This is a genomic window from Marinobacter albus (assembly GCF_030238305.1).
In the GTDB taxonomy this organism is placed as follows: Bacteria; Pseudomonadota; Gammaproteobacteria; order Pseudomonadales; family Oleiphilaceae; genus Marinobacter; species Marinobacter albus.
The window spans coordinates 640,459-662,494 of the sequence record NZ_JASSQD010000001.1; the positions used below are offsets into that span (position 1 = coordinate 640,459).

A 22,036-nucleotide genomic window follows, 5' to 3' on the forward strand; every position below is an offset into this window, starting at 1 on the left:
AGTGCTTCCGGGCTGACGTCCGGAAGCGATACGCGCCGCGTTTTGCGCTGCAAGAATTTTAACGTTGCTGACAGGTTTACCACGACATGCCAAAACGTACTGACATCCAAAGCATCCTGATCCTGGGCGCGGGCCCCATCGTGATCGGGCAGGCGTGCGAGTTTGACTACTCCGGAGCCCAGGCCTGCAAGGCCCTGCGAGAGGAGGGTTACCGGGTCATTCTGGTCAACTCCAACCCGGCGACTATCATGACCGATCCGGTGATGGCCGATGCCACCTACATTGAGCCGATCACCTGGAAAACCGTCGCCAAGATCATTGAAAAGGAAAAGCCGGATGCCCTGCTGCCGACCATGGGCGGGCAAACCGCGCTGAACTGTGCCCTGGATCTGGAAAAGCACGGTGTGCTGCAGGAGCACGGCGTTGAAATGATCGGTGCCAATGCGGACACCATCGACAAGGCGGAAGACCGGGATCGCTTCGACAAGGCCATGAAGAAGATCGGTCTCGAGTGCCCCCGTGCCACCATCGCCCATACCATGGAAGAGGCCTGGAAAGTCGCCGACGATATCGGTTTTCCATGCATTATCCGCCCCTCGTTTACCATGGGTGGCTCCGGTGGGGGGATTGCCTACAACCGGGACGAATTCGAAGAGATCTGTACCCGTGGCCTGGACCTGTCCCCGACCAATGAACTGTTGATCGACGAATCGCTGATCGGCTGGAAGGAATACGAGATGGAAGTGGTCCGCGACAAGGCGGACAACTGCATCATCGTCTGCGCCATCGAGAACTTCGACGCCATGGGCGTGCACACCGGTGACTCGATTACCGTGGCCCCGGCCCAGACGCTGACGGACAAGGAATACCAGATCATGCGGAACGCCTCCCTGGCGGTCCTGCGTGAGATCGGTGTGGAAACCGGCGGCTCCAATGTACAGTTCGGCATCAATCCCGAGACCGGCCGGATGGTGGTCATCGAGATGAACCCGAGGGTGTCCCGTTCGTCCGCGCTGGCATCCAAGGCCACGGGGTTCCCGATTGCCAAGGTCGCGGCCAAGTTGGCGGTGGGTTACACCCTGGATGAACTCCGCAACGAGATCACCGGTGGTGTCACTCCGGCCTCGTTCGAGCCCAGCATCGACTACGTAGTCACCAAGATTCCGCGGTTTACCTTTGAGAAATTCCCGCAGGCTGACGCCCGACTGACCACCCAGATGAAGTCTGTGGGTGAGGTGATGGCGATCGGTCGCACGTTCCAGGAGTCCCTCCAGAAGGCCCTGCGAGGCTTGGAAGTCGGCTCCGAAGGGTTTGATGAGAAGCTGGAGCACCTTAGCTCCGAGGATTCCCAGGAAACTCTGATCAGCGAGCTCAACGTGCCCGGGGCGGAGCGCGTCTGGTACATCGGCGATGCCTTCCGTGCTGGCATGAGCGTCGACGATGTGTTCCAGCATACCCACGTGGACCCCTGGTACCTGGTGCAGATTGAAGATCTGATCCGGGAAGAGCAGGCCCTGAAATCCGCCGGCAAGGCCGACATTGATCAGGCCACGCTGTTCCGCCTGAAGCGAAAGGGCTTCTCGGATGCGCGTCTGGCCAAGCTGCTGGGCATCTCGGAAGTGAGCCTGCGCAAACTGCGTCACGATCTGGGTATCCGTCCGGTCTACAAGCGGGTCGACACCTGCGCCGCAGAGTTTGCCTCCGATACCGCCTACATGTACTCCACCTATGAGGAAGAGTGCGAGGCCGACGCCAGCGATCGCGAGAAGATCGTGGTGATCGGAGGTGGTCCGAACCGAATTGGCCAGGGTATCGAGTTCGACTACTGCTGTGTACACGCGGCATTGGCCATGCGTGAAGACGGTTACGAAACCATCATGATCAACTGCAACCCGGAGACTGTGTCCACCGACTATGACACCTCCGACCGGTTGTATTTCGAGCCGATCACCCTTGAGGATGTGCTGGAAATCATCCACGTCGAGAAGCCCAAGGGCGTGATTGTCCAGTACGGCGGTCAGACTCCGCTGAAACTGGCGCGTGGCCTGGAAGCCGCCGGCGTACCCATCATCGGGACCAGCCCGGACGCCATCGACCGGGCTGAAGACCGTGAGCGGTTCCAGCAGATGATTACCCGTCTGGGGCTGAAGCAGCCTGAAAATGCCACCGTGCGCAGTCACGAGGAAGGCATTCTGGCGGCCCGGGAGATTGGCTACCCCCTGGTGGTTCGTCCCTCCTATGTTCTGGGTGGGCGCGCCATGGAGATCGTCTACGATGAAGACGAGCTGGTGCGGTACATGCGGAACGCCGTGCTGGTATCCAATGACAGTCCGGTCCTGCTCGACCACTTCCTGAATGCCGCCATCGAGGTGGACATTGACGCCATCTGTGACGGCAAGGACGTGGTGATTGGCGGTATCATGCAGCACATTGAGCAGGCCGGCGTGCATTCCGGTGACTCCGCCTGTTCGTTGCCGCCCTACACCCTGTCCCAGCAGGTTCAGGATGAGATGCGCGACGCCGTGAAAAAGATGGCAATCGAGCTGGATGTGGTCGGCCTGATGAACGTGCAGCTGGCGTGGCAGGATGACGAGATCTACGTCATCGAGGTTAACCCGCGTGCGTCCCGTACGGTACCGTTCGTGTCCAAGGCTATCGGGGTCTCCCTGGCCAAGGTTGCGGCACGTGCCATGGCAGGTGTGTCACTGGCCGATCAGGGGTTCACCAAGGAAATTATCCCGACCTATTACGCGGTGAAGGAATCGGTGTTCCCGTTCAACAAGTTCCCGGCGGTGGATCCAATCCTCGGGCCGGAGATGAAATCGACCGGTGAGGTCATGGGGTTGGGCGACAGCTTCGACGAAGCCTTTGCCAAGGCCGCACTGGCGGTTGGTGAAAGCCTGCCGGTCAAGGGTACCGCCTTTATGTCGGTCCGGGATGTGGATAAAGCGGGTGCTGCCAAGGTAGCGCGGGATCTGGTGGACGCCGGGTTCAAGCTTATTGCCACCACCGGAACCGCCAAGGCCCTGAAAGAGGCTGGTATCGAGGTGGAGCGGGTGAACAAGGTCCGCGAGGGGCGTCCGCACATTGTGGATGCCATCAAGAATGGTCAGGTTCAGCTGATTATCAACACCACTGAAGGTCGCAAGGCGATTTCGGATTCGGCGCAGATTCGCCAGTCCGCCCTGCAGGCCAAGGTGACTTACACAACGACTCTGGCAGGTGGCGAAGCCTTCTGTCGGGCCATCAAATTCGGCCCGGAGCGCACTGTACGTCGCCTCCAGGATCTTCACGCAGGAAAGTGAGACTATGGCTGACAGAGTACCGATGACTAAGGGAGGCGAGAGCAGCCTCCGCGCTGAGCTTCAAAAGCTGAAGTCCGAAGATCGCCCGCGAGTGATTGCAGCTATTTCCGATGCCCGTGAGCATGGCGATCTTAAAGAAAATGCCGAATACCATGCGGCCCGTGAACAGCAGAGTTTTATTGAGGGTCGTATTCAGGAAATCGAAGGCAAGTTGTCCGCGGCCCAGGTGATTGACGTCACCACCATGGACAACCACGGCAAGGTGATTTTCGGCACTACGGTTCATCTTCTGAACATGGATACGGACGAGCAGGTGGTCTACCAGATCGTGGGAGAGGATGAGGCCGACATCAAGGCTGGCAAGATTTCCATCTCTTCACCCATTGCGCGTGCTCTCGTAGGCAAAAACGAAGGGGATGTGGTGGCCATTCGGGTGCCCTCTGGCACGGTCGAATACGAAATCGAAGAGGTTGAGTACGTCTGACACGGAAGTGCGGCCACAAAAAAAGCCGGCTCGGGATTCCCCCAGCCGGCTTTTTTATGCCTGATCGGCGCCCGGTTTCAGTTCTTGTGGCGCAGCAGGTTGGACAGTTTCGGGTTGGGCTTCTTGGCTCGACGCAGGATGACGGCGATCTTGCCGATGGACTGGACCAGCTCTGCCCCGGATGCCTCACACAGGGCATTTACCGCTTCCTGGCGGGCGTCCCGATCCTGGCTGGCAACCTTTACCTTGATGAGTTCGTGGTCGTTCAGGGCGCGCTCCAGTTCTTCCTGAAGTCCTTCGGACAGGCCTTTGTCACCAACAATGATGACTGGCTTCAGATTGTGGGCGATAGCCCGGTATTCCCGGCGCTGTTCCGGTGAAAGACTCATGATGTAATCTCTTTATGGGTGCAATTAACAAAACGTCAGCGGTGCATGCGCTGGCAACATCGTATAATCCGCGGATTGTAACAGATCACTTCCCGGTAGAAATGGCCGTTAACACTTACGGTGGGGAATGGCCGATTGCCGGAACATTTCAGGGGTGGCTGGGTCAAATGAGTCGTCCGGGCGTTGTAATTTCAGATTTGGCGCCCAATATGTGGGTTATGGCCGCAATTTTTCAGGATTGCATGGGCTGTCAGGGCCGCCCCGAGGGTCGCCCGTCTGTGGTCGATACGGATAGGCCGTTTCTGGTGGACGGGCGTACAATTGGTGTAAGGTGTCAGAAAAGGGTGGTTCCCGCGAGGACAGCTCTTCAATTCACAGGTGATGATCCTTGAACGATATGGCAAAAAATCTGGTTCTCTGGCTAATAATAGCCGCCGTACTGCTGATGGTGTTTCAGAATTTCTCTCCCACCCCCAGCGGTCAGCAAGTCAATTACTCCCAATTCGTTGAAATGGTCCAGCAGGGCCAGGTCAGCAAGGTGACGATCGATGGCCTGGAAATCCAGGGTACCCGTGGTGACGGGTCCCAGTTCCAGACCATCCGGCCGCAGGTTTCCGACAACAAACTGATGGATGACCTGCTGGCCAACAGCGTTGAAGTTATCGGTAAGGAGCCCGAGAGCCAGAGCCTGTGGACGCAGTTGCTGGTGGCCGCGTTCCCGATATTGATCATTATCGCGTTGTTCGTGTTCTTTATGCGACAGATGCAAGGCGGTGGTGGCGGCAAAGGCCCGATGTCGTTCGGCAAGAGCAAAGCGCGTCTGATGAGTGAAGATCAGATCAAGACGACGTTTGGCGACGTCGCTGGTGTGGACGAAGCCAAGGAAGACGTGAAGGAGCTTGTGGATTTCCTTCGGGATCCCAGCAAATTCCAGCGTCTTGGTGGCAGCATCCCCAAAGGTGTCTTGATGGTCGGTCAGCCGGGTACCGGTAAGACCCTGCTTGCCAAGGCGATCGCCGGCGAGGCGAAGGTGCCGTTCTTCTCCATTTCCGGCTCGGATTTCGTCGAAATGTTCGTGGGTGTCGGTGCCTCCCGGGTACGTGACATGTTCGAGCAGGCCAAGAAACAGAGCCCGTGCATCATCTTCATTGATGAGATTGATGCGGTCGGTCGCCATCGTGGCGCTGGCATGGGTGGCGGTCACGACGAGCGCGAGCAGACCCTGAACCAGTTGCTGGTTGAAATGGACGGCTTTGAAGGCAACGAGGGTGTCATCGTCATCGCCGCCACCAACCGCCCTGACGTACTCGATCCGGCGCTCCTGCGTCCGGGACGTTTCGACCGCCAGGTTGTGGTTGGTTTGCCGGACATCATCGGTCGTGAACAGATCCTCAAGGTACACATGAAGAAAGTGCCCCTGGCGGATGGCGTTGAGCCGGTCCTGATTGCCCGCGGTACCCCCGGATTCTCCGGTGCGGACCTCGCCAACCTGGTGAACGAAGCGGCCCTGTTTGCGGCCCGCCGTAACCAGCGACTGGTGTCCATGGAGGAGTTCGAACTCGCCAAGGACAAGATCATGATGGGCGCGGAACGCAAGTCCATGGTGATGAGCGAGAAGGAAAAGCGGAACACGGCGTACCACGAGTCCGGTCACGCTATTGTTGGTCGTCTGATGCCCGAACACGATCCGGTCTACAAGGTCAGCATCATCCCCCGGGGCCGTGCCCTGGGTGTCACGATGTTCCTTCCGGAGGAAGACAAGTACAGTCACAGCAAGCGGTTCCTGATCAGTTCCATCTGCAGCCTGTTTGGCGGACGTATCGCGGAAGAACTGACCCTCGGTTTCGATGGTGTTACCACCGGTGCCTCCAACGACATCGAGCGGGCCACGAGTCTGGCCCGCAATATGGTGACGCGCTGGGGACTGTCCGAAAAACTGGGTCCGCTGCAGTACGACACCGACAGCGAAGAGCCGTTCCTGGGGCGTTCTGCCGGTCAGGCGCAGACGGTCTATTCTCCGGAAACCGCGCAGCGCATTGATGAAGAAGTTCGCAACATCATTGATGAATGCTACGAGAAGGCGCGTCAGCTGTTGATCGACAATCGCGACAAGCTCGATCTGATGGCGGATGCGTTGATGAAGTACGAAACCATCGACCGCTTCCAGATCGACGACATCATGGAAGGCCGGGTTCCACGCCCACCAAAAGGTTGGGGCGACAGTGGTCCGACCGGTGGTGCCAAGGTTGATGAGCCCGAACCGGCGCCCGAGTCCAAGGGCTCCGATGACGGTCGTCAGCCCGGTGTCGGTCGGCCTGCCGGCGAGCACTGACACCACCAGCGACCTGTAGGTGATACCTCTGCGCCGCCCGGAATCCGGGCGGCGTTTGTTTTTGTTCTTCAGAAAAAAAGGTTTGCTATGGAAATGAATTTTGCCGGGCGGGCGTTGGATATGTCCCGTTGTCATGTAATGGGCATCCTGAATGTCACGCCTGACTCTTTTTCCGATGGTGGTCAATTCAATCGCCCGGAGGCGGCGATGGCGAGAGCCCGGCAAATGGTCGCAGATGGCGCAGCATTTATTGACGTTGGTGGCGAATCCACCAGGCCTGGCGCCACGCCAGTCTCGGTCCAGGAAGAGCTTGATCGGGTCTGCCCGGTAATCGAGGCGATTGTCGGGGAGCTGGACGTGGTGGTGTCGGTGGATACCAGCGCGCCGGAAGTGATGGCCGAGACCGCGCGCCTGGGTGCCGGGCTCATCAATGATGTCCGGGCGCTGCAGCGTGAGGGGGCCCCTGAGGCTGCGGCAAAGGCCAATGTTCCTGTCTGCATCATGCATATTCAGGGTGAGCCGGACACCATGCAGGATCGTCCGGAGTACCGGAATGTCTGTCGGGACGTCAGTTCCTTTCTGACGGAGCGAATGCGGGTGGCGGAACTGGCAGGCGTGCGGCCCGAAAACATCATCCTGGACCCGGGGTTCGGGTTCGGGAAAACGGTAGAGCACAATTTCCGGCTGCTCGCCGCACTGGAGCAGTTGCACGTGCTGGGTCACCCTCTGCTCGTGGGTATGTCCCGAAAGTCCATGCTGGGTGCAATTACTGGGCGGGATGTAAATGAACGGTTGCCCGCAAGCCTCGCCGCCGCGACAATATCAGCCATGAAAGGGGCCAGCATCGTCCGGGTGCATGATGTCCGCGAAACAGTGGATGCCGTCAAGGTAGTGGCGGCCATGAAGGAGGGGCGTTAATGTCCGATAGAAAGTATTTCGGCACCGACGGGATTCGGGGCCGGGTCGGCGAATCACCTATTACACCGGAATTCATGCTGCGCCTGGGCTGGGCCGCCGGCCAGGCTTTCAAGCGTGATGGTCAGCGCAATAGCGTGTTGATCGGCAAGGACACCCGCATCTCGGGTTACATGTTTGAATCAGCACTGGAGGCGGGCCTCGCGGCTGCAGGCGTCGACGTCAAGCTGCTCGGGCCAATGCCAACCCCCGCCATTGCCTACCTGACCCGGACGTTCCGGGCGTCCGCGGGCATTGTGATCAGTGCCTCCCACAATCCGCACCATGACAATGGCATCAAGTTTTTCTCGCCCGCCGGGACCAAGCTCGACGATGCTCTGGAAGAAGAAATTGAGCGTTGGCTCGATAAGCCCCTGGAAGTGTGCGCTTCCGAAGAGCTGGGTAAGGCCTCCCGCGTGGATGACGCCCCGGGCCGGTATGTGGAATTCTGCAAGAGTACGGTGCCCAACGAGTTCGCCCTCGACGACATGAAGATCGTCCTCGATTGTGCTCATGGCGCAACTTATCACGTGGCACCGAAGGTGTTCCGTGAGCTGGGGGCAACAGTGTCGGTGATCGGTGGCGAGCCGGATGGCCTCAACATCAACCTCAATGTCGGGTCCACCTACCTCGACGGACTCAAGCGGGCGGTGGTTGAGCAAGGGGCGGATCTCGGCATTGCCTTTGATGGGGACGGCGATCGGGTATTGATGGTCGACCGGGATGGCTCTGAAGTGGACGGTGACGAGTTGTTGTATGTCATTGCGTCCCAGCGTTTTGCGGAGGGCCGTCTCAAGGGTGGTGTGGTCGGTACGCTGATGACCAACCTGGGTGTCGAGCTTGCCTTGCGGGAGCAGGGTATTGAATTCGAACGGGCCAAGGTCGGTGACCGGTACGTGATGGAGCGGCTGGTGGCCAACAACTGGATGCTCGGAGGTGAGGGGTCGGGGCACATGGTGATCCGGGACTGCACCAGCACGGGTGATGGCATTGTCTCGGCGCTCCAGGTCTTGCTCGCGATCAGCAAATCCGGAAAGACGCTGGCCGAGTTGCGCCAGGGAATGAGCAAGCTGCCCCAGACGATGGTGAATGTCAGGGTTGCGAAGCGTTTCGATCCCCTTGCACGGGACGACATTGCCGCCGCTGTCAGAAAGGCTGAATCCAAACTTGGCGAGGCCGGTCGGGTGCTGCTGCGGGCCTCCGGCACTGAGCCGCTCATCCGTGTGATGACCGAGGGGCAGGATGCTGCGGAGATTGACCGTATAGCCCAGGAGCTGGCTGCGGTGGTGAAGAGTTCTACCGCATAATTTTGTATTTTCAGGCGGTTGTCTGTCGGGAGGGACTGCTGTATAGTTCGCCCTCCCTCGAATTTGGGAACTGTTATGCGTCGCAAGATTGTAGCCGGAAACTGGAAAATGAATGGGTCGAAAGACCTTGCCAAGAAGCTTGTTGGCCATGTCCAGTCAGAGGTCGGTTCTCTTGATAATGGCGTGGAGGTTGTTATTATCCCTCCCGCGATTTATGTCAATGATGTCGCAAAGCAGTCCGGCGGTGATTTGGCTGTCGGGATCCAGAACGTCGGCCAGTGGCAGTCGGGAGCCTACACCGGAGAGATATCTGCGGACATGGCGAAGGATCAGGGGTGTCGCTACGCCCTGGTTGGTCATTCGGAGCGGCGCCAGTTGTTTGGCGAAAGCGACGAAGTGGTGGCCGCCAAAGTTGAGCGATTGACGTCCTGTGGTCTTACGGCAGTGGTTTGTGTCGGTGAAACCCTCGACGAACGTGAGGCCGGCCAGGCAGAAGCTGTCGTAGCCAGGCAGGTCAAGGAAGGGTTGGCCAATGTGGCAGCCGACCAATGGGACAGAATTGTTGTGGCGTACGAGCCGGTCTGGGCGATCGGTACGGGTAAGACCGCCACTGCAGAAGATGCCCAGGCAATGCACGCTTCAATCCGCGGGGTGCTTTCAGAGATCGGGGCGCCAGCCGAAAGCATTTCCCTGCTTTACGGCGGCAGTGTAAAAGCGGATAATGCAGCGGCGCTTTTTGCCGAGCCGGATATTGACGGCGGTTTGATCGGCGGGGCGTCTCTGGTAGCAGAAGATTTTGTGAGTATTTGCCGGTCTGTTCCGGCAGGTACCAAAAGTTAAAGGTTCGCGAGAGTCGATATGGATTGGATGGAAACACTGGTAGTCGTTGTGCACGTGGTGATCGCGGTGGCACTGGTGGGTCTTGTTCTGATCCAGCAGGGCAAGGGCGCAGATGCCGGCGCCGCTTTTGGTGGCGGTGCGTCCCAGACGGTATTCGGCAGTCAGGGTAGCGGAAGCTTTCTGACCCGCCTGACCACGATTCTTGCAATCGTCTTTTTTGTGACAAGTTTTTCGCTGGCGGTCTTCGCCAAGCAGCGTGCCGAAGTGGCGGGTGAAGCTGGTATTCCGGTTGTTGAGGAATCCAAGGAAGCGGCACCGGCTGAGCAGGCTGCGGAAGGTGATGCAGCGCCGGACAGCGGAGCCGAGAACGGGGAGTCTGATCTCCCTGAGCTCGAGTAAGAGTGTTGCCCGGGTGGTGGAACTGGTAGACACGCTATCTTGAGGGGGTAGTGGCGAAAGCCGTGCCGGTTCGAGTCCGGCCCCGGGCACCATATTAGAAGAAAAACGGCTTGGAATCTCCAGGCCGTTTTTTTTGGTCAGTCCTTGACCAGTTCCTCCGGCGTCTCTATACTCCGGCGGATATTGGAGCCAGCGGGCGTAAGCGCGCAGGTTTCTGGCAGGCCAGGTGTCTGTCAGCAGGAAGCGGTTCACCGGTTTGCTTCCTGTGAGTTCTTGCAACAAAGGGCCCCATTTTCAGGGGCTTTTTGATTAAGGGGCCTGGCGCATCAGGTCCTGGTGCATAAAAAGGGCTGATCAACAGCCCTTTTTTTGTTTTTGGGGCCGGTAAATTTGAGAACGGAGACGGCATAACTTGTCAGCCAAGCTTAAGCAACTGGAAGACATCCTTCGGCCGGTGGTCGAAGGCCTGGGCTATGAGTTCTGGGGGATTGAATATCGCTCGCAGGGGCACCATTCGAAGCTGCGGGTGTTTATCGATGATGCCGAGAATGGCATTTCGGTTGAAGACTGCGAAAAAGTCAGTCGCCAGATCAGCGGTGTGATGGACGTGGAAGATCCCATCCAGTCGGAATATACGTTGGAGGTTTCCTCGCCCGGAATGGATCGGCCGCTGTTTCGTCTGGAACAGTATGAAGCCTTTGCAGGCCATCAGGTCCAGATCCGGTTGCGGATGGCGTTTGAAGGCCGTCGCAAGTTCCAGGGTCTGATCAAAGGCATTGAGGGTGATGATGTGATTGTGGTGGTTGATGACCACGAATATCTGTTGCCGTTCGACAGCATCGAGCGGGCCAACATCATCCCGGTGTTTGAATGAACACATCTGAACAAATGTCAGTGGACGCACAGTTTATCTTGAGGGCAGGGCAATCGAATGAGTAAAGAGATCTTGCTGGTGGTTGAATCCGTCTCGAACGAGAAGGGAGTCGAGAAGGATGTGATTTTTGAGGCGATCGAGCTTGCGCTCGCCACCGCTGCCAAAAAACGGTACGAGGACGAAGAGGCCGATATCCGGGTTTCCATTGATCGTCGCACCGGTGAATATGAAACGTTCCGTCGCTGGCTGGTCGTGGACAACGATGCGGTCCCGGCCCTGGGAACCGAGCTGACCTTGCAGGAAGCAGAAGAGATCGACGGCAATCTGAAGCCTGGGGATATCTACGAGGAGAAAACCGAATCCGTGGCCTTTGGCCGGATTGGTGCTCAGGCGGCCAAGCAGATCATTTTCCAGAAGGTTCGGGAAGCGGAGCGCACCAAGATTGTCGACAGTTACCGGGATCGTGTCGGTGAGCTGGTCTCCGGCACCGTCAAGAAGGTTACCCGCGACAACGTGATTGTCGATCTGGGCGCAAACGCCGAGGCGCTGTTGCCCCGGGAAAATCTCATTCCCCGGGAAACCTTCCGGATGGGGGATCGGGTTCGCTCACTCCTGTTGGAGATTCGCACCGATCATCGCGGCCCTCAGTTGATTCTGAGCCGGACCGCCCCGCAGATGCTGATCGAGCTGTTCCGCATCGAAGTGCCGGAGATCGCCGAGGATCTGATCGAGATTCGCGGTGCCGCCCGTGATCCGGGCTCCCGCGCCAAGATTGCAGTAAAAACCAATGACCGCCGGATCGATCCGGTGGGCGCCTGCGTCGGTATGCGCGGTTCGCGTGTGCAGGCGGTGTCCAACGAGCTGGGCGGTGAGCGTGTTGATATCGTGCTTTGGGATGATAACCCCGCTCAGTTGGTGATCAACGCCATGGCGCCGGCGGAAGTTGCTTCCATTGTTATGGACGAAGACCGTCATACCATGGAGGTCGCGGTCGGGGAAGATAACCTGGCGCAGGCGATCGGTCGTAACGGACAGAACGTCCGGTTGGCCACAGAGTTGACGGGCTGGACCCTGAACGTGATGACCGAAGAAGAGGCCGGTGAACGTCAGGAACAGGAGTACAATCGTCTGGTGGATCACTTTACGAGCAATCTGGATGTGGACGATGAATTCGCCGGTATCCTGATTGATGAAGGTTTTACATCCATCGAAGAAGTGGCCTATGTGCCGATGGAAGAGATGCTGGCGATCGAAGGCTTTGACGAAGACACCGTCACTGAGCTCCGTCGCCGCGCCAAGGACGTTCTGCTGAACCAGGCCTTGGCAAGCGAGGAAGCACTCGAGGGTGCCGAACCGGCAGAAGATCTTCTGGCGATGGAAGGCATGGACCGCAGCCTGGCGTTCAAGCTGGCTGGTATGGGCGTGCGCACTATGGAAGATCTCGCGGAGCAGTCGGTAGGTGATCTGCTCGAGATTGAAGGTATGGATGAAGAGCGTGCCGGTCAGCTGATCATGACTGCACGTGCCCCCTGGTTTGAAGACCAGGCTTAATTCGGGAGGAGGACCAGTATGGCTGAAGTAACGGTAAAACAACTGGCCGATGACGTAGGCGCTCCCGTGGATCGTTTGCTGAAGCAGATCGTGGAAGCGGGCCTGAAAGCCCGTTCTGAAAATGATTCTGTGTCCAGCGATGAGAAGCAGCAGTTGCTGGCCTATTTGAGAAAAAACCACGGTGAGGCGGATTCAGAACCCCGCAAGATCACCTTGAAGCGCAAAACCACAACCACGCTCAAGGCCGGCAAGGCCAAGACCGTCAACGTGGAAGTTCGTAAGCGCCGTACCTATATCAAGCGCGCCGAACTGCAACCGGAGGCCGAAGCGCCGCAGCCGGAAGTGGTAGAAGAGGAGCGTAAGCAGGAGCCCGCACCGGTGGCGGAAACGCCGAGCGCGGCCGCAGAGCCGGCACCGAAGGCCGAGGCTGAAGCTGCTGCGAAACCGAGTGATGAGCCTGCTCCGGAAGCGTCCGAGCCGGTTGCCGAGGAGAAGCCCAAGAAGGCGGCCGAACCCGAGCCGATTCCTGCGCCGGAAGATATGCCGATTCCGCCGCCTGAAGGCGAAGGGAAAGACAGAAAGCCGAAGAAGAAAAAGGAAAAAGCTCGAGAGCGCGGCGATGAGATTGAAGAAGGCAAGCCGAAGAAGAAATCGGCGGGCCATCGTGGTCCGCGCAGCCGACCGGTGGACGAGCCTCTGGTGATTTCCGAGGACGAAGAAGATACCACCCTGCGGAAACCGCTGCGTGCGAAAAAGAAACCCAAAGAGAAGCGTCATGGCTTCGAGAGGCCGACCAAACCAATGGTCAGAGAAGTAGAGATTCCCGAAACGATCACCGTAGGTGACCTTGCCCAGCGTATGGCGGTCAAGGCCGCAGACGTGATCAAAACCCTGATGGGCATGGGCGTGATGACCACCATCAACCAGGCACTTGATCAGGAAACCGCTGTTCTGGTGACCGAAGAGTTGGGTCACAAGGCGAAGACCGTCAGCGAAGACGCGTTCGAAGAGGAAGTGCTGAGCGAGTTCTCCTTTGAAGGTGGCGAGAAGACCAAGCGTGCCCCGGTTGTGAGTGTTATGGGTCACGTTGACCACGGTAAGACGTCATTGCTGGATTACATCCGCCGTACCAAGGTTGCCTCGGGCGAGTCCGGTGGCATTACCCAGCACATCGGTGCTTACCACGTCGAAACCGACCACGGCATGGTGTCTTTCCTGGATACCCCGGGTCACGCGGCGTTCACCGCCATGCGTGCTCGCGGCGCCCAGTGCACCGACATCGTTATCCTGGTTGTTGCAGCGGATGACGGCGTCATGCCGCAGACCAAAGAAGCCGTACAGCATGCGCGCTCTGCAGGCGTCCCGATTGTCGTAGCCATCAACAAGATGGACAAGGAAGGCGCTGATCCGGATCGGATCAAGAGTGAGCTGGCGGCCCTGGAAGTTGTTCCGGAAGACTGGGGCGGCGATGTTCAGTTCGTCCCCGTTTCCGCACACACGGGTGATGGTATCGAGGCACTGCTGGAAGCGGTCTTGCTGCAGTCGGAAATTCTTGAGCTGGAAGCCTCTCCGGATGCCCCGGCCAAGGGTGTTGTGGTCGAGTCCAGTCTCGAGCGCGGCCGTGGTTCTGTAGCTACCGTTCTCGTCCAGAACGGTACCTTGCGTCAGGGCGACATGGTCGTAGCCGGTTCTTACTTCGGTAAGGTCCGGGCGATGACCGATGAAGCCGGCAAGCAAACCAAGGAAGCAGGACCCTCCATTCCGGTAGAGATCCTGGGTCTCAACGGTACCCCGGATGCCGGTGACGAGTTCTTCGCCGTAGCCGACGAGAAGAAGGCGAAGGAACTGGCCGAATTCCGTCAGACCCGTGAGCGCGAGCAGCGTCTCCAGCGTCAACAGGCGGCCAAGCTTGAGAACCTGTTCGAGAATATGGGCAAGGACGAGGTCAAAACCCTCAATGTAGTGCTCAAGACAGACGTGCGAGGTTCTCTCGAAGCCATTACCAAGGCGCTGCAAGATCTGGGCAACGACGAAGTTCAGGTCAAGATCGTGTCTTCGGGCGTAGGCGGTATTGCCGAGACCGACATCAGCCTGGCGATGGCGACCAACGCGGTTATCTTCGGTTTCAACGTACGTGCCGATGCGGCGTCCAAGCGCCTGGTCGAGCAGGAAGGCCTGGATCTGCGCTACTACAGCATCATCTATAACCTGATCGATGACGTGAAAGCGGCTCTGACCGGCATGCTGGCACCGGAGTTCCGCGAGGACATCGTCGGTATTGCCGATGTGCGCGACGTGTTCCGTTCGCCGAAGTTTGGCCAGGTTGCGGGTTGCATGGTGACCGAAGGTACTGTTTACCGTAACAAGCCGATCCGCGTCCTGCGGGATAACGTGGTGATCTTTGAAGGCGAACTGGAATCCCTGCGTCGTTTCAAGGACGACGTGCCCGAGGTCCGCAATGGCATGGAATGTGGTATCGGTGTTAAGGGCTACGACGTGAAGGTTGGTGACCAGATCGAAGTCTTCGACCGCGTTCGGGTTGAGCGCAAGCTCGAATCCACGGGGGCCTGATGCCAAGAGAGTTCAGTCGTATTGATCGCATCGGCGACCAGATGCAGCGTGAACTGGCCCAGCTGATCCAGCGGGAGGTTAAGGATCCGCGGGTCGGTCTGGTGTCGGTCAACGCCGTGAAAGTGAGTCGTGACCTCGGTTACGCCGATGTCTACGTGTCGCTGTTGTCCACCGAGGAACTGACCGAGGACTCGGCCGAGGTGCAGGACTCCCTCAAGGTACTGGCCAAGGCGTCAGGGTTTCTGCGAGGGCAGGTCGGTCGGGCCATGAAACTGCGGGTTGTGCCCCAGCTTCGCTTCCACTTCGACACCCTGCAGGGCTACAGCCGTAAGATGGACAGCCTCATTCGGAAGGCCGTTGGCGATAAGCCGGCGGTCGACCGCGATGAGGACGACCGCCAGGATGATCCGGAGCAGAACGCTTGAGCCGCAGACGCAAGGGTCGTGAGGTTAACGGCATTCTGGTGATCGACAAGCCTCAGGGGGTGACCTCCAACGGCATTCTGCAGCAGGTCAAGCGCCTGTATGGGGCCGCCAAGGCCGGCCATACCGGCGCGCTCGATCCGCTGGCAACCGGTGTGCTGCCGCTGTGTTTCGGAGAGGCCACCAAGTTCTCCCAGATGATGCTGGACAGCGACAAGGCCTACATCGCAACCGCCCGCCTGGGCGTCCGGACCGAAACCGGCGACAGCGAAGGGGCGGTTGTGGAGGAGAAGCCGGTGGAGGTGGATCTGTCGGCCGATCACCTGGAATCCGTCTTGGACGGTTTTCGCGGCAACATCCAGCAGGTTCCTTCCATGTACTCCGCCCTCAAGCACAAGGGGCGTCCTCTCTATGAATACGCCCGTGAGGGCATTGAGGTTGAGCGTCCTGCCCGGCCGGTGACGATTTATGAGCTGACCCTGCTGGCGGTTCGGGACAACGAACTCGACATTGCCGTCAGCTGCACCAAGGGTACGTATATTCGCTCACTGGTGGAGGATATCGGGGCTGTCCTGGGTTGTGGTGCCCATGTCACGGCATTGCGCCGGACCATGGCGTCCGGCTTTACCCTGGACAGTGCCCATAAGGTTCCGGAACTTGAGGCCATGCGAGAGCGCGGCGAGAGCCTGGATGGACTTCTGGTTGCTCCGGACGCGGCCTTGTCGATGTTCCCGGAAGTGAAGCTGGCGGGGCCATCGCTGGTATCGATATTGAACGGACAACCGGTTAGAATAACCGGTCAATCCCAACAAGGTTTCGTGCGCGTCTATGGCAACGAGGGCTTCGTGGGGTTGGCGGAAGCAATCACCGAAGGCGAGGGGGTCAAACTGGTCCCGCGCCGATTGGTGAAGAACAGCGATCAACGCTAGACGTGTCGCTGGTTAGCCGGGCTGTAGAGATGCGCGGTTCGGCCGTATTCGAGAGCATCGCAAACAATGAGGTGAAATATGGCACTTTCTGCCAGTGAGAAGTCACAGATCGTTAAGGATTTTCAGCAAGGTGATGGCGATACCGGTTCTCCTGAAGTTCAGGTTGCACTGCTGAGCGCCAACATCAACAAGCTGCAGGATCACTTCAAGACCAACAAGCAGGATCATCATTCCCGCCGTGGTCTGATCCGGATGGTAAACCAGCGTCGTAAGCTGCTGGACTACCTGAAGCGCAAGAACGCCGACCGTTACCTGGAACTGATCCAGCGTCTGGGCCTGCGTCGCTAATCCGGTCTTTTCGACCTGAAGGCTGCTTCCGGCATGGCCGGAGCACGCCGGCAACCGGTGGAACCGTTTCGGGTTCTGCCGGTTGTGCTTTTCTCACCAGCAATACCGCAGTGGAAGTGTCGGTGATGTCGAAGGATTCCCTGTCGTAATGGAAAGCCGAAATCGATAGCAGGTTGTTGAAAAGCCCGGGCGGACTTCCTCTTGGTCGTCCACCGTCTTACCGGGGTTTTGCAACAGCCTGTTAGCTTTCAGACGGGTTGCCTTTCGGATCACATGACCAACACTGGCGGCCAACGATCGCACGCATGGGTGTGTCGATTGAATCAATCTGGAATAGAGTTATCAGGAGTTTTTTGTGGATCTGAAACCTGTCAAAAAGACATTTGAGCTTGGCGGCAAGACCGTCACTCTGGAAACCGGTCGCATCGCCCGTCAGGCTACCGGGGCCGTTCTCGTGACCATCGATGACGTATCCGTACTGGGTACGGTAGTTGGTGCCAAGGAGCCGAAGCCGGGTCAGGGCTTTTTCCCGCTGACCGTTAACTACACCGAAAAAACCTACGCCGTCGGCAAGATCCCGGGTGGCTTCTTCAAGCGGGAAGGTCGTCCTTCCGAGAAGGAAACCCTGACCTCCCGCCTGATCGACCGTCCGATTCGTCCGTTGTTTCCGAATGGCTACATGAACGAAGTTCAGGTTGTGCTGACCGTGATGTCGGCCAACAAGACCCAGGATCCGGACATTGCCGCCATGCTGGCCGCGTCTGCCGCCCTGTCCATCTCCGGTATTCCGTTTGATGGCCCCATCGGCGCCTCCCGGGTGGCCTTCACCAATGAGCGTGGTTACTTCCTGAACCCGACCTTTGAAGAGCTGGAAACCTCCTTGCTGGACATGGTGGTTGCCGGTACCGAAGACGCGGTGCTGATGGTTGAATCCGAAGCCAAGGGCCTGACCGAAGACCAGATGCTGGGCGGCGTACTGTTCGCGCACCAGGAAATGCAGGTTGCGGTCAGCGCCATCAAGGAATTTGCCGCTGAAATCGGCAAGCCGCGCTGGGAATGGCAGCCAGAGATCGAGAATACCGAGCTTCTGAACGCCATCAAGGGCGAGTTCACCTCGTCCATCGAAGAAGCCTACAGTATCCGTGACAAGATGGAGCGCTATGCCCGTCTGGGTGAGATCAAGACGGCTGCGGTCGAGAAGTTTGCCGGCGAAGAGGAAGGTCAGCCGACCTCGGAAGTGGTCAAGAAGTACTTTGGCAAGATTGAGAAGACCGTGGTTCGCCAGCAGGTTATCGATGGCAAGCCGCGCATCGACGGCCGTGATAACAAGACCGTTCGTCCGATTGAGATCGAAGTGGGCGTTCTGCCAAGCACTCACGGTTCTGCACTGTTTACCCGTGGTGAAACCCAGGCCATCGTGACTGCGACGCTGGGTACCGCCCGCGACATGCAGATCATTGATGCCCTCGAAGGTGAGCGCAAGGATCCGTTCCTGTTCCACTACAACTTCCCTCCGTACTCCGTAGGCGAAGCAGGCCGTATGGGCAGCCCGGGTCGTCGTGAGATCGGTCACGGCCGTCTGGCCAAGCGTGGTGTTGCCGCGGTCATGCCGACTATTGAAGAGTTCCCGTACACCATCCGTGCGGTTTCCGAGATCACCGAGTCCAACGGTTCCAGCTCCATGGCCTCCGTATGTGGCTCCAGCCTGGCCCTGATGGACGCGGGTGTTCCGCTCAAGGCCCCGGTCGCCGGTATCGCCATGGGTCTGGTCAAGGAAGGCGACAAGTTCGCGGTCCTGACCGACATTCTGGGTGACGAGGATCACCTGGGTGACATGGACTTCAAGGTTGCCGGTACCAAAGACGGTGTCACTGCCCTGCAGATGGACATCAAGATCAACGGCATCACCGACGAGATCATGGAGCTGGCCCTGGAGCAGGCTCACGAAGCACGTCTGCACATCCTCGGCGAGATGAACAAGGTTATTGCGGAGTCGCGTCCCGAGCTGTCTGCGCGCGCGCCGAGCATCACCACCATCAAGATCAACCCGGACAAGATCCGCGACGTCATTGGTAAGGGCGGTGCCACCATTCGCTCGATCTGTGACGAGACCGGAGCGTCTATTGATCTGGACGACGATGGCAACGTGAAGATTTACGCGGACAACCAGGAAGCGGCCCAGGCTGCGGTCAACCGGGTTAAGGAAATCACCGCGGAAATCGAAGTGGGCGCAATCTACAAGGGGCGTGTCGAGCGTATTGTCGACTTTGGCGCCTTCGTCAATATCCTGCCCGGCAAGGACGGTCTGGTGCACATCTCCCAGATTTCCGAGCGCCGTATCGAGAACGTGACTGACGAGCTGAGCGAAGGTCAGGAAGTTCTGGTCAAGGTACTGGATGTGGATAACCGTGGCCGCGTTAAGCTGTCCATGAAGGAAGTTCAGGAAGGCGAGCAGCCGACCGACTTCTCCGCCTGATAGCTAACCGCTAGACGGTCTATGGAAACCCGCCTCTCCTTCAGATTGGCGGGTTTTTCTCGTTTGGGGGGCTTGTTTCGGGCCGTCCCCAGTCCTCAACAGATTCTTAAAACCGGCCAGTGGCCCTGGAGAGGAAATCCAGAACAATTTGCTTGTAGGCCGGGATCACGAACGTTGAAGCGTGCGGGGTGTCGGTTTGCAGAAATTCTTTCGGTTCTTCCGCTGCCGCGTAAAGTTTCTTGCCGTGGTGGAAGGGGATGATGCCATCGCGGACACTGTGGATAACCAGCGTGGGCACAGGGCTGATGCCGTCGATGCGATCGACGCCCTCGTACTCGGCCGGAATGGCCCAGCTTAGGGGTATCTGGAACAACCAGGTCAGCCAGAAGCTGTCCAGTTTTTCCCTGGCAATGCCGCGAAAGCCTGAGAAGGTGCCATCCAGTACCACGCCCTGGATTTCAGGCTCCTCGGCCCGCTTCACCCATTCGCTGGCCAGCGGGATGCCGAGTGCCCCGCCCAGGCTTTGGCCCAGGAGAAATACCGGGGTGTCCTGAGTCTCCGGTTTTGCTGCCAGCCAGCGCATGCCCGTTTCCACATCATGGAGGGCGCCTTCGATGTCCGGTGCCCCGGTGGACTTACCATAACCGCGGTAGTCGATGGCGAAGACGTTGTAACCTTCACCCGGTAGCCAGGCCACGTTGAGGATGTGGCTGCTGACGTTCTGGGCGTTACCATGGAGGAAATAGACGGTGCCCTTCGTATCATCCTTGTCGGTCGCGGCCGGGAGCCACCAGCCATGCAGGGTCTCACCGTCGGCGGTGTCGAGGTAGATGTCCTCGTACGCCAGGTTCAGGCGGTCCGGAGTGATGTAGGTCACCTTGTCCGGAAAAAAGAATACGCTGCTGCAGCCGCTCTGCAGCAGGGTGGCCGTTAACAGTCCCAGCACAAGAGCGCCGGACTTGATTCTTGTTGCCGTTAAAAGTACGCGTGCAGTCCGGCTTGCCATGTGCTCTGGTACCTGTCGTAGTGGTCTTCCCGGGTGAATTCTGCAAACACGCTGAAGTCCCGGCCGAGGTGCCAGTTGCCGCGGGCGTAAACCTGATCCTGTCGATGCTGGCTGCTGGCAATCCAGGCCTTGGTCCTGGCGCCGGCAATCAGGCTGAACCGGTTGTTCTGGTGCAGCAGTCCGAGGTCGGCACCCGGAGCGGCGTCGTAGCCGCGATCAAGGTCGTCGTCGATCTCAAGGACGGCCGTGGCAATGGCAAAAACCTGGATCTGTTTGCCAAGCATCCAACTGCCGCCGGCGCCGCCTTCGAGATAAGGCGTCAGAACCCGCTTATTCCCCGTGTCGGTGCGCCGGCCGCCAAAGCCGACCTGCCAGGACAGTGGCGAGAAGAACTGGTCTCTGGGGCTCAGGGACCGGATCTCCACGCCGATCAGCTGCTCCAGTTGCAGTTCGTCGTTATCCGTGTAATAGCGCGCATCGAGCCGCAGGAACTGGAGTTGCGCTCCGGCACGGTAACCGGCCGGCGGGTCCAGAACGTCGTGATAGGCGGGTCGGAGGGTCAACTGGGTGAACTCCCGGTGAGCCAGCTGCCCAGCCCCGATACTGGCCCGGAACGTGTCATGTCCCTGGTCGTCCCGGATGTCAGGCTCGGGAGGTGGTGCCGGCGCCGCGGCGTTGTCGATTTTGCTGCGCTCCGTCAGAAGCTCGTGGGACAGCGGCGCGGCGAATTCACGAGGCCAGCTCTCCGCCTCGCTCTGATAGCGAACATAGTCGTAGGTGGCATCCAGCACATGGGCCCGCTCCTCGGGGCTGAGCGCTCGGACTTCTTCCGCTCCCGGGGCGAGGTAGCCGTTGGCTACTGCAGCAGCCAGGGTCTGCTGATCGTCCGGCAGGGTCTCAAGGCTGTAGGCCACCGAGGTGGCCGCGGATGGGCGGTAATAAACCCCGGCGACCAGGTCCTTGTCGACAACCCAGCGAACGGTATCCGAGGGAATGGCGTGGGTGCTCACCTCATCCAGGAGGTCGGTGCCCGGTCGCGCCACATCAATCAGTGCCAGCAGGCGGTAGGCGCAGTTCTCGTCAAAGAAATAGTAATCGAAGTTATGGTCCCGGATTTCCCAGGCATGCGCCAGCATCAGGTCGACTTCGGGCTGTGTCAGGTTGAGCTTGTACTCCCAGAGATCCCGATGTTCGATGTCCGAATAAAGACGGATCTTTTCGTAATAGGGCTGCACCGTGGTAATGCCGGGGTAACCCCCGAAGATGCCCTTGTAGGCAAACAGTATTTCGCTGTCGTGTGCAGCAGCATCCGCTGCATAGGAAATGGTGTTGGCCAGAAGCAGGTTGGTTTCCGCGTCTTCCTGAGGCGGATCGAGTCTCAGGAAGGTATGTCCAAACATGGAAGACGGGCTGTTCAGGTACGAGGCGGCAAACACCAACGTGACGGTCTCGGTATTGAGGGTCTCGGTCCATTCCTCGTAGGCAGGACAGTTCACGTCGGGTAACGAGAGTTCAAGTTTCTTCCGGAGCCAAGTCGTTCGCGCTGGGAAACGGCACTGGGCATGCCCGTCCCCATCGCCGGGGCGCTGGATCGAGGCGAGCGTCGCCTCCAGTTCGGATTGGGGGGAGTGTTTGCCGTTGTCGCTCAGGAAAAAATCGGGATCATCGGCCTGACTGGTAAAGCCGGTGCCGAGGGTGTCCGTTTGGTAATGGCCCAGTGTCAGCCAGGCCGGATCCTGAGAGAGAGTCTGGGTGTTTCGGGGTGTGTCTGCCTGCACAGGCGCGGTGAGGGCCAGCCAGAGCAAGGCTGGTCCGAGGCGAAGCAAATAGCCCATGGGTGTTTGAAGCG

At 58.8% G+C, this 22,036-nt stretch carries 17 protein-coding genes and 1 tRNA gene; 15 read left to right on the top strand and 3 right to left on the bottom strand.

Going from position 1 to position 22,036, the window contains the following annotated elements; genetic code table 11:
• Nucleotides 1-86 precede the first annotated feature (86 nt).
• Nucleotides 87-3,305 carry a carbamoyl-phosphate synthase large subunit gene (gene carB / locus QQF73_RS02980; RefSeq protein ID WP_285367185.1) on the top strand — a complete coding sequence of 1,073 codons (3,219 nt, stop codon included), beginning with the start codon at nt 87-89 and terminating at the stop codon, nt 3,303-3,305.
• A gap of 4 nt (nt 3,306-3,309) precedes the next feature.
• The gene (greA, locus tag QQF73_RS02985; RefSeq protein WP_219866902.1) at nt 3,310-3,789 is read left to right on the top strand and encodes a transcription elongation factor GreA; all 480 of its coding nucleotides are present in this window, start codon (nt 3,310-3,312) and stop codon (nt 3,787-3,789) included.
• 77 nt (nt 3,790-3,866) lie between these two features.
• Here greA and yhbY read toward each other — a convergent pair whose 3' ends face one another.
• Nucleotides 3,867-4,178 (bottom strand): ribosome assembly RNA-binding protein YhbY, encoded by a 312-nt coding sequence (gene yhbY, locus QQF73_RS02990; RefSeq protein WP_219866901.1) that lies wholly within the window; start codon nt 4,176-4,178, stop codon nt 3,867-3,869.
• Nucleotides 4,179-4,566: 388 nt separating this feature from the next.
• On the opposite strand from yhbY, the gene ftsH reads away from it, so the two are divergent.
• From ftsH to pnp, 13 genes are all read left to right on the top strand, one after another.
• Nucleotides 4,567-6,510, top strand: coding sequence for an ATP-dependent zinc metalloprotease FtsH (gene ftsH / locus QQF73_RS02995; RefSeq protein ID WP_219866900.1), 1,944 nt, complete (start codon nt 4,567-4,569; stop codon nt 6,508-6,510).
• An 87-nt stretch (nt 6,511-6,597) separates the two neighbouring features.
• Nucleotides 6,598-7,428, top strand: coding sequence for a dihydropteroate synthase (gene folP, locus QQF73_RS03000; RefSeq protein WP_285367186.1), 831 nt, complete (start codon nt 6,598-6,600; stop codon nt 7,426-7,428).
• Nucleotides 7,428-8,771: a phosphoglucosamine mutase gene (gene glmM / locus QQF73_RS03005; protein ID WP_219866898.1), complete on the top strand. Its 1,344-nt coding sequence runs from the start codon at nt 7,428-7,430 to the stop codon at nt 8,769-8,771. The genes folP and glmM overlap by 1 nt, the downstream gene beginning before the upstream one ends.
• Before the next feature lie 75 nt (nt 8,772-8,846).
• Nucleotides 8,847-9,611 (top strand): triose-phosphate isomerase, encoded by a 765-nt coding sequence (gene tpiA, locus QQF73_RS03010; RefSeq protein WP_219866897.1) that lies wholly within the window; start codon nt 8,847-8,849, stop codon nt 9,609-9,611.
• An 18-nt stretch (nt 9,612-9,629) separates the two neighbouring features.
• The gene (gene secG, locus QQF73_RS03015) at nt 9,630-10,010 is read left to right on the top strand and encodes a preprotein translocase subunit SecG (RefSeq protein ID WP_219866896.1); all 381 of its coding nucleotides are present in this window, start codon (nt 9,630-9,632) and stop codon (nt 10,008-10,010) included.
• 7 nt (nt 10,011-10,017) lie between these two features.
• Nucleotides 10,018-10,102, top strand: a tRNA-Leu gene (locus QQF73_RS03020).
• 320 nt (nt 10,103-10,422) lie between these two features.
• Nucleotides 10,423-10,884, top strand: a complete 462-nt coding sequence (gene rimP, locus QQF73_RS03025) for a ribosome maturation factor RimP (RefSeq protein ID WP_219866895.1) — start codon at nt 10,423-10,425, stop codon at nt 10,882-10,884.
• 57 nt (nt 10,885-10,941) lie between these two features.
• Complete coding sequence (nusA, locus tag QQF73_RS03030) at nt 10,942-12,435, top strand: transcription termination factor NusA (protein WP_285367187.1); 1,494 nt, start codon at nt 10,942-10,944, stop codon at nt 12,433-12,435.
• 18 nt (nt 12,436-12,453) lie between these two features.
• Nucleotides 12,454-15,006: a translation initiation factor IF-2 gene (infB, locus tag QQF73_RS03035; RefSeq protein ID WP_219866893.1), complete on the top strand. Its 2,553-nt coding sequence runs from the start codon at nt 12,454-12,456 to the stop codon at nt 15,004-15,006.
• Nucleotides 15,006-15,431, top strand: a complete 426-nt coding sequence (gene rbfA, locus QQF73_RS03040; RefSeq protein WP_219866892.1) for a 30S ribosome-binding factor RbfA — start codon at nt 15,006-15,008, stop codon at nt 15,429-15,431. Before infB ends, rbfA begins: the two co-directional genes overlap by 1 nt.
• Entirely contained in the window at nt 15,428-16,357 is a 930-nt protein-coding gene (gene truB / locus QQF73_RS03045) for a tRNA pseudouridine(55) synthase TruB (protein WP_219866891.1), read from the top strand. The genes rbfA and truB overlap by 4 nt, the downstream gene beginning before the upstream one ends.
• A 78-nt stretch (nt 16,358-16,435) precedes the next feature.
• Complete coding sequence (gene rpsO / locus QQF73_RS03050; RefSeq protein WP_219475037.1) at nt 16,436-16,705, top strand: 30S ribosomal protein S15; 270 nt, start codon at nt 16,436-16,438, stop codon at nt 16,703-16,705.
• 361 nt (nt 16,706-17,066) lie between these two features.
• Entirely contained in the window at nt 17,067-19,181 is a 2,115-nt protein-coding gene (gene pnp / locus QQF73_RS03055; RefSeq protein ID WP_228743449.1) for a polyribonucleotide nucleotidyltransferase, read from the top strand.
• A gap of 106 nt (nt 19,182-19,287) precedes the next feature.
• Here pnp and QQF73_RS03060 read toward each other — a convergent pair whose 3' ends face one another.
• Both QQF73_RS03060 and QQF73_RS03065 read right to left on the bottom strand, forming a co-directional pair.
• The gene (locus QQF73_RS03060; protein WP_219866889.1) at nt 19,288-20,187 is read right to left on the bottom strand and encodes an alpha/beta hydrolase; all 900 of its coding nucleotides are present in this window, start codon (nt 20,185-20,187) and stop codon (nt 19,288-19,290) included.
• Nucleotides 20,157-22,022, bottom strand: coding sequence for an Lnb N-terminal periplasmic domain-containing protein (locus QQF73_RS03065; RefSeq protein ID WP_285367188.1), 1,866 nt, complete (start codon nt 22,020-22,022; stop codon nt 20,157-20,159). The genes QQF73_RS03060 and QQF73_RS03065 overlap by 31 nt, the downstream gene beginning before the upstream one ends.
• Nucleotides 22,023-22,036: the final 14 nt, after the last annotated feature.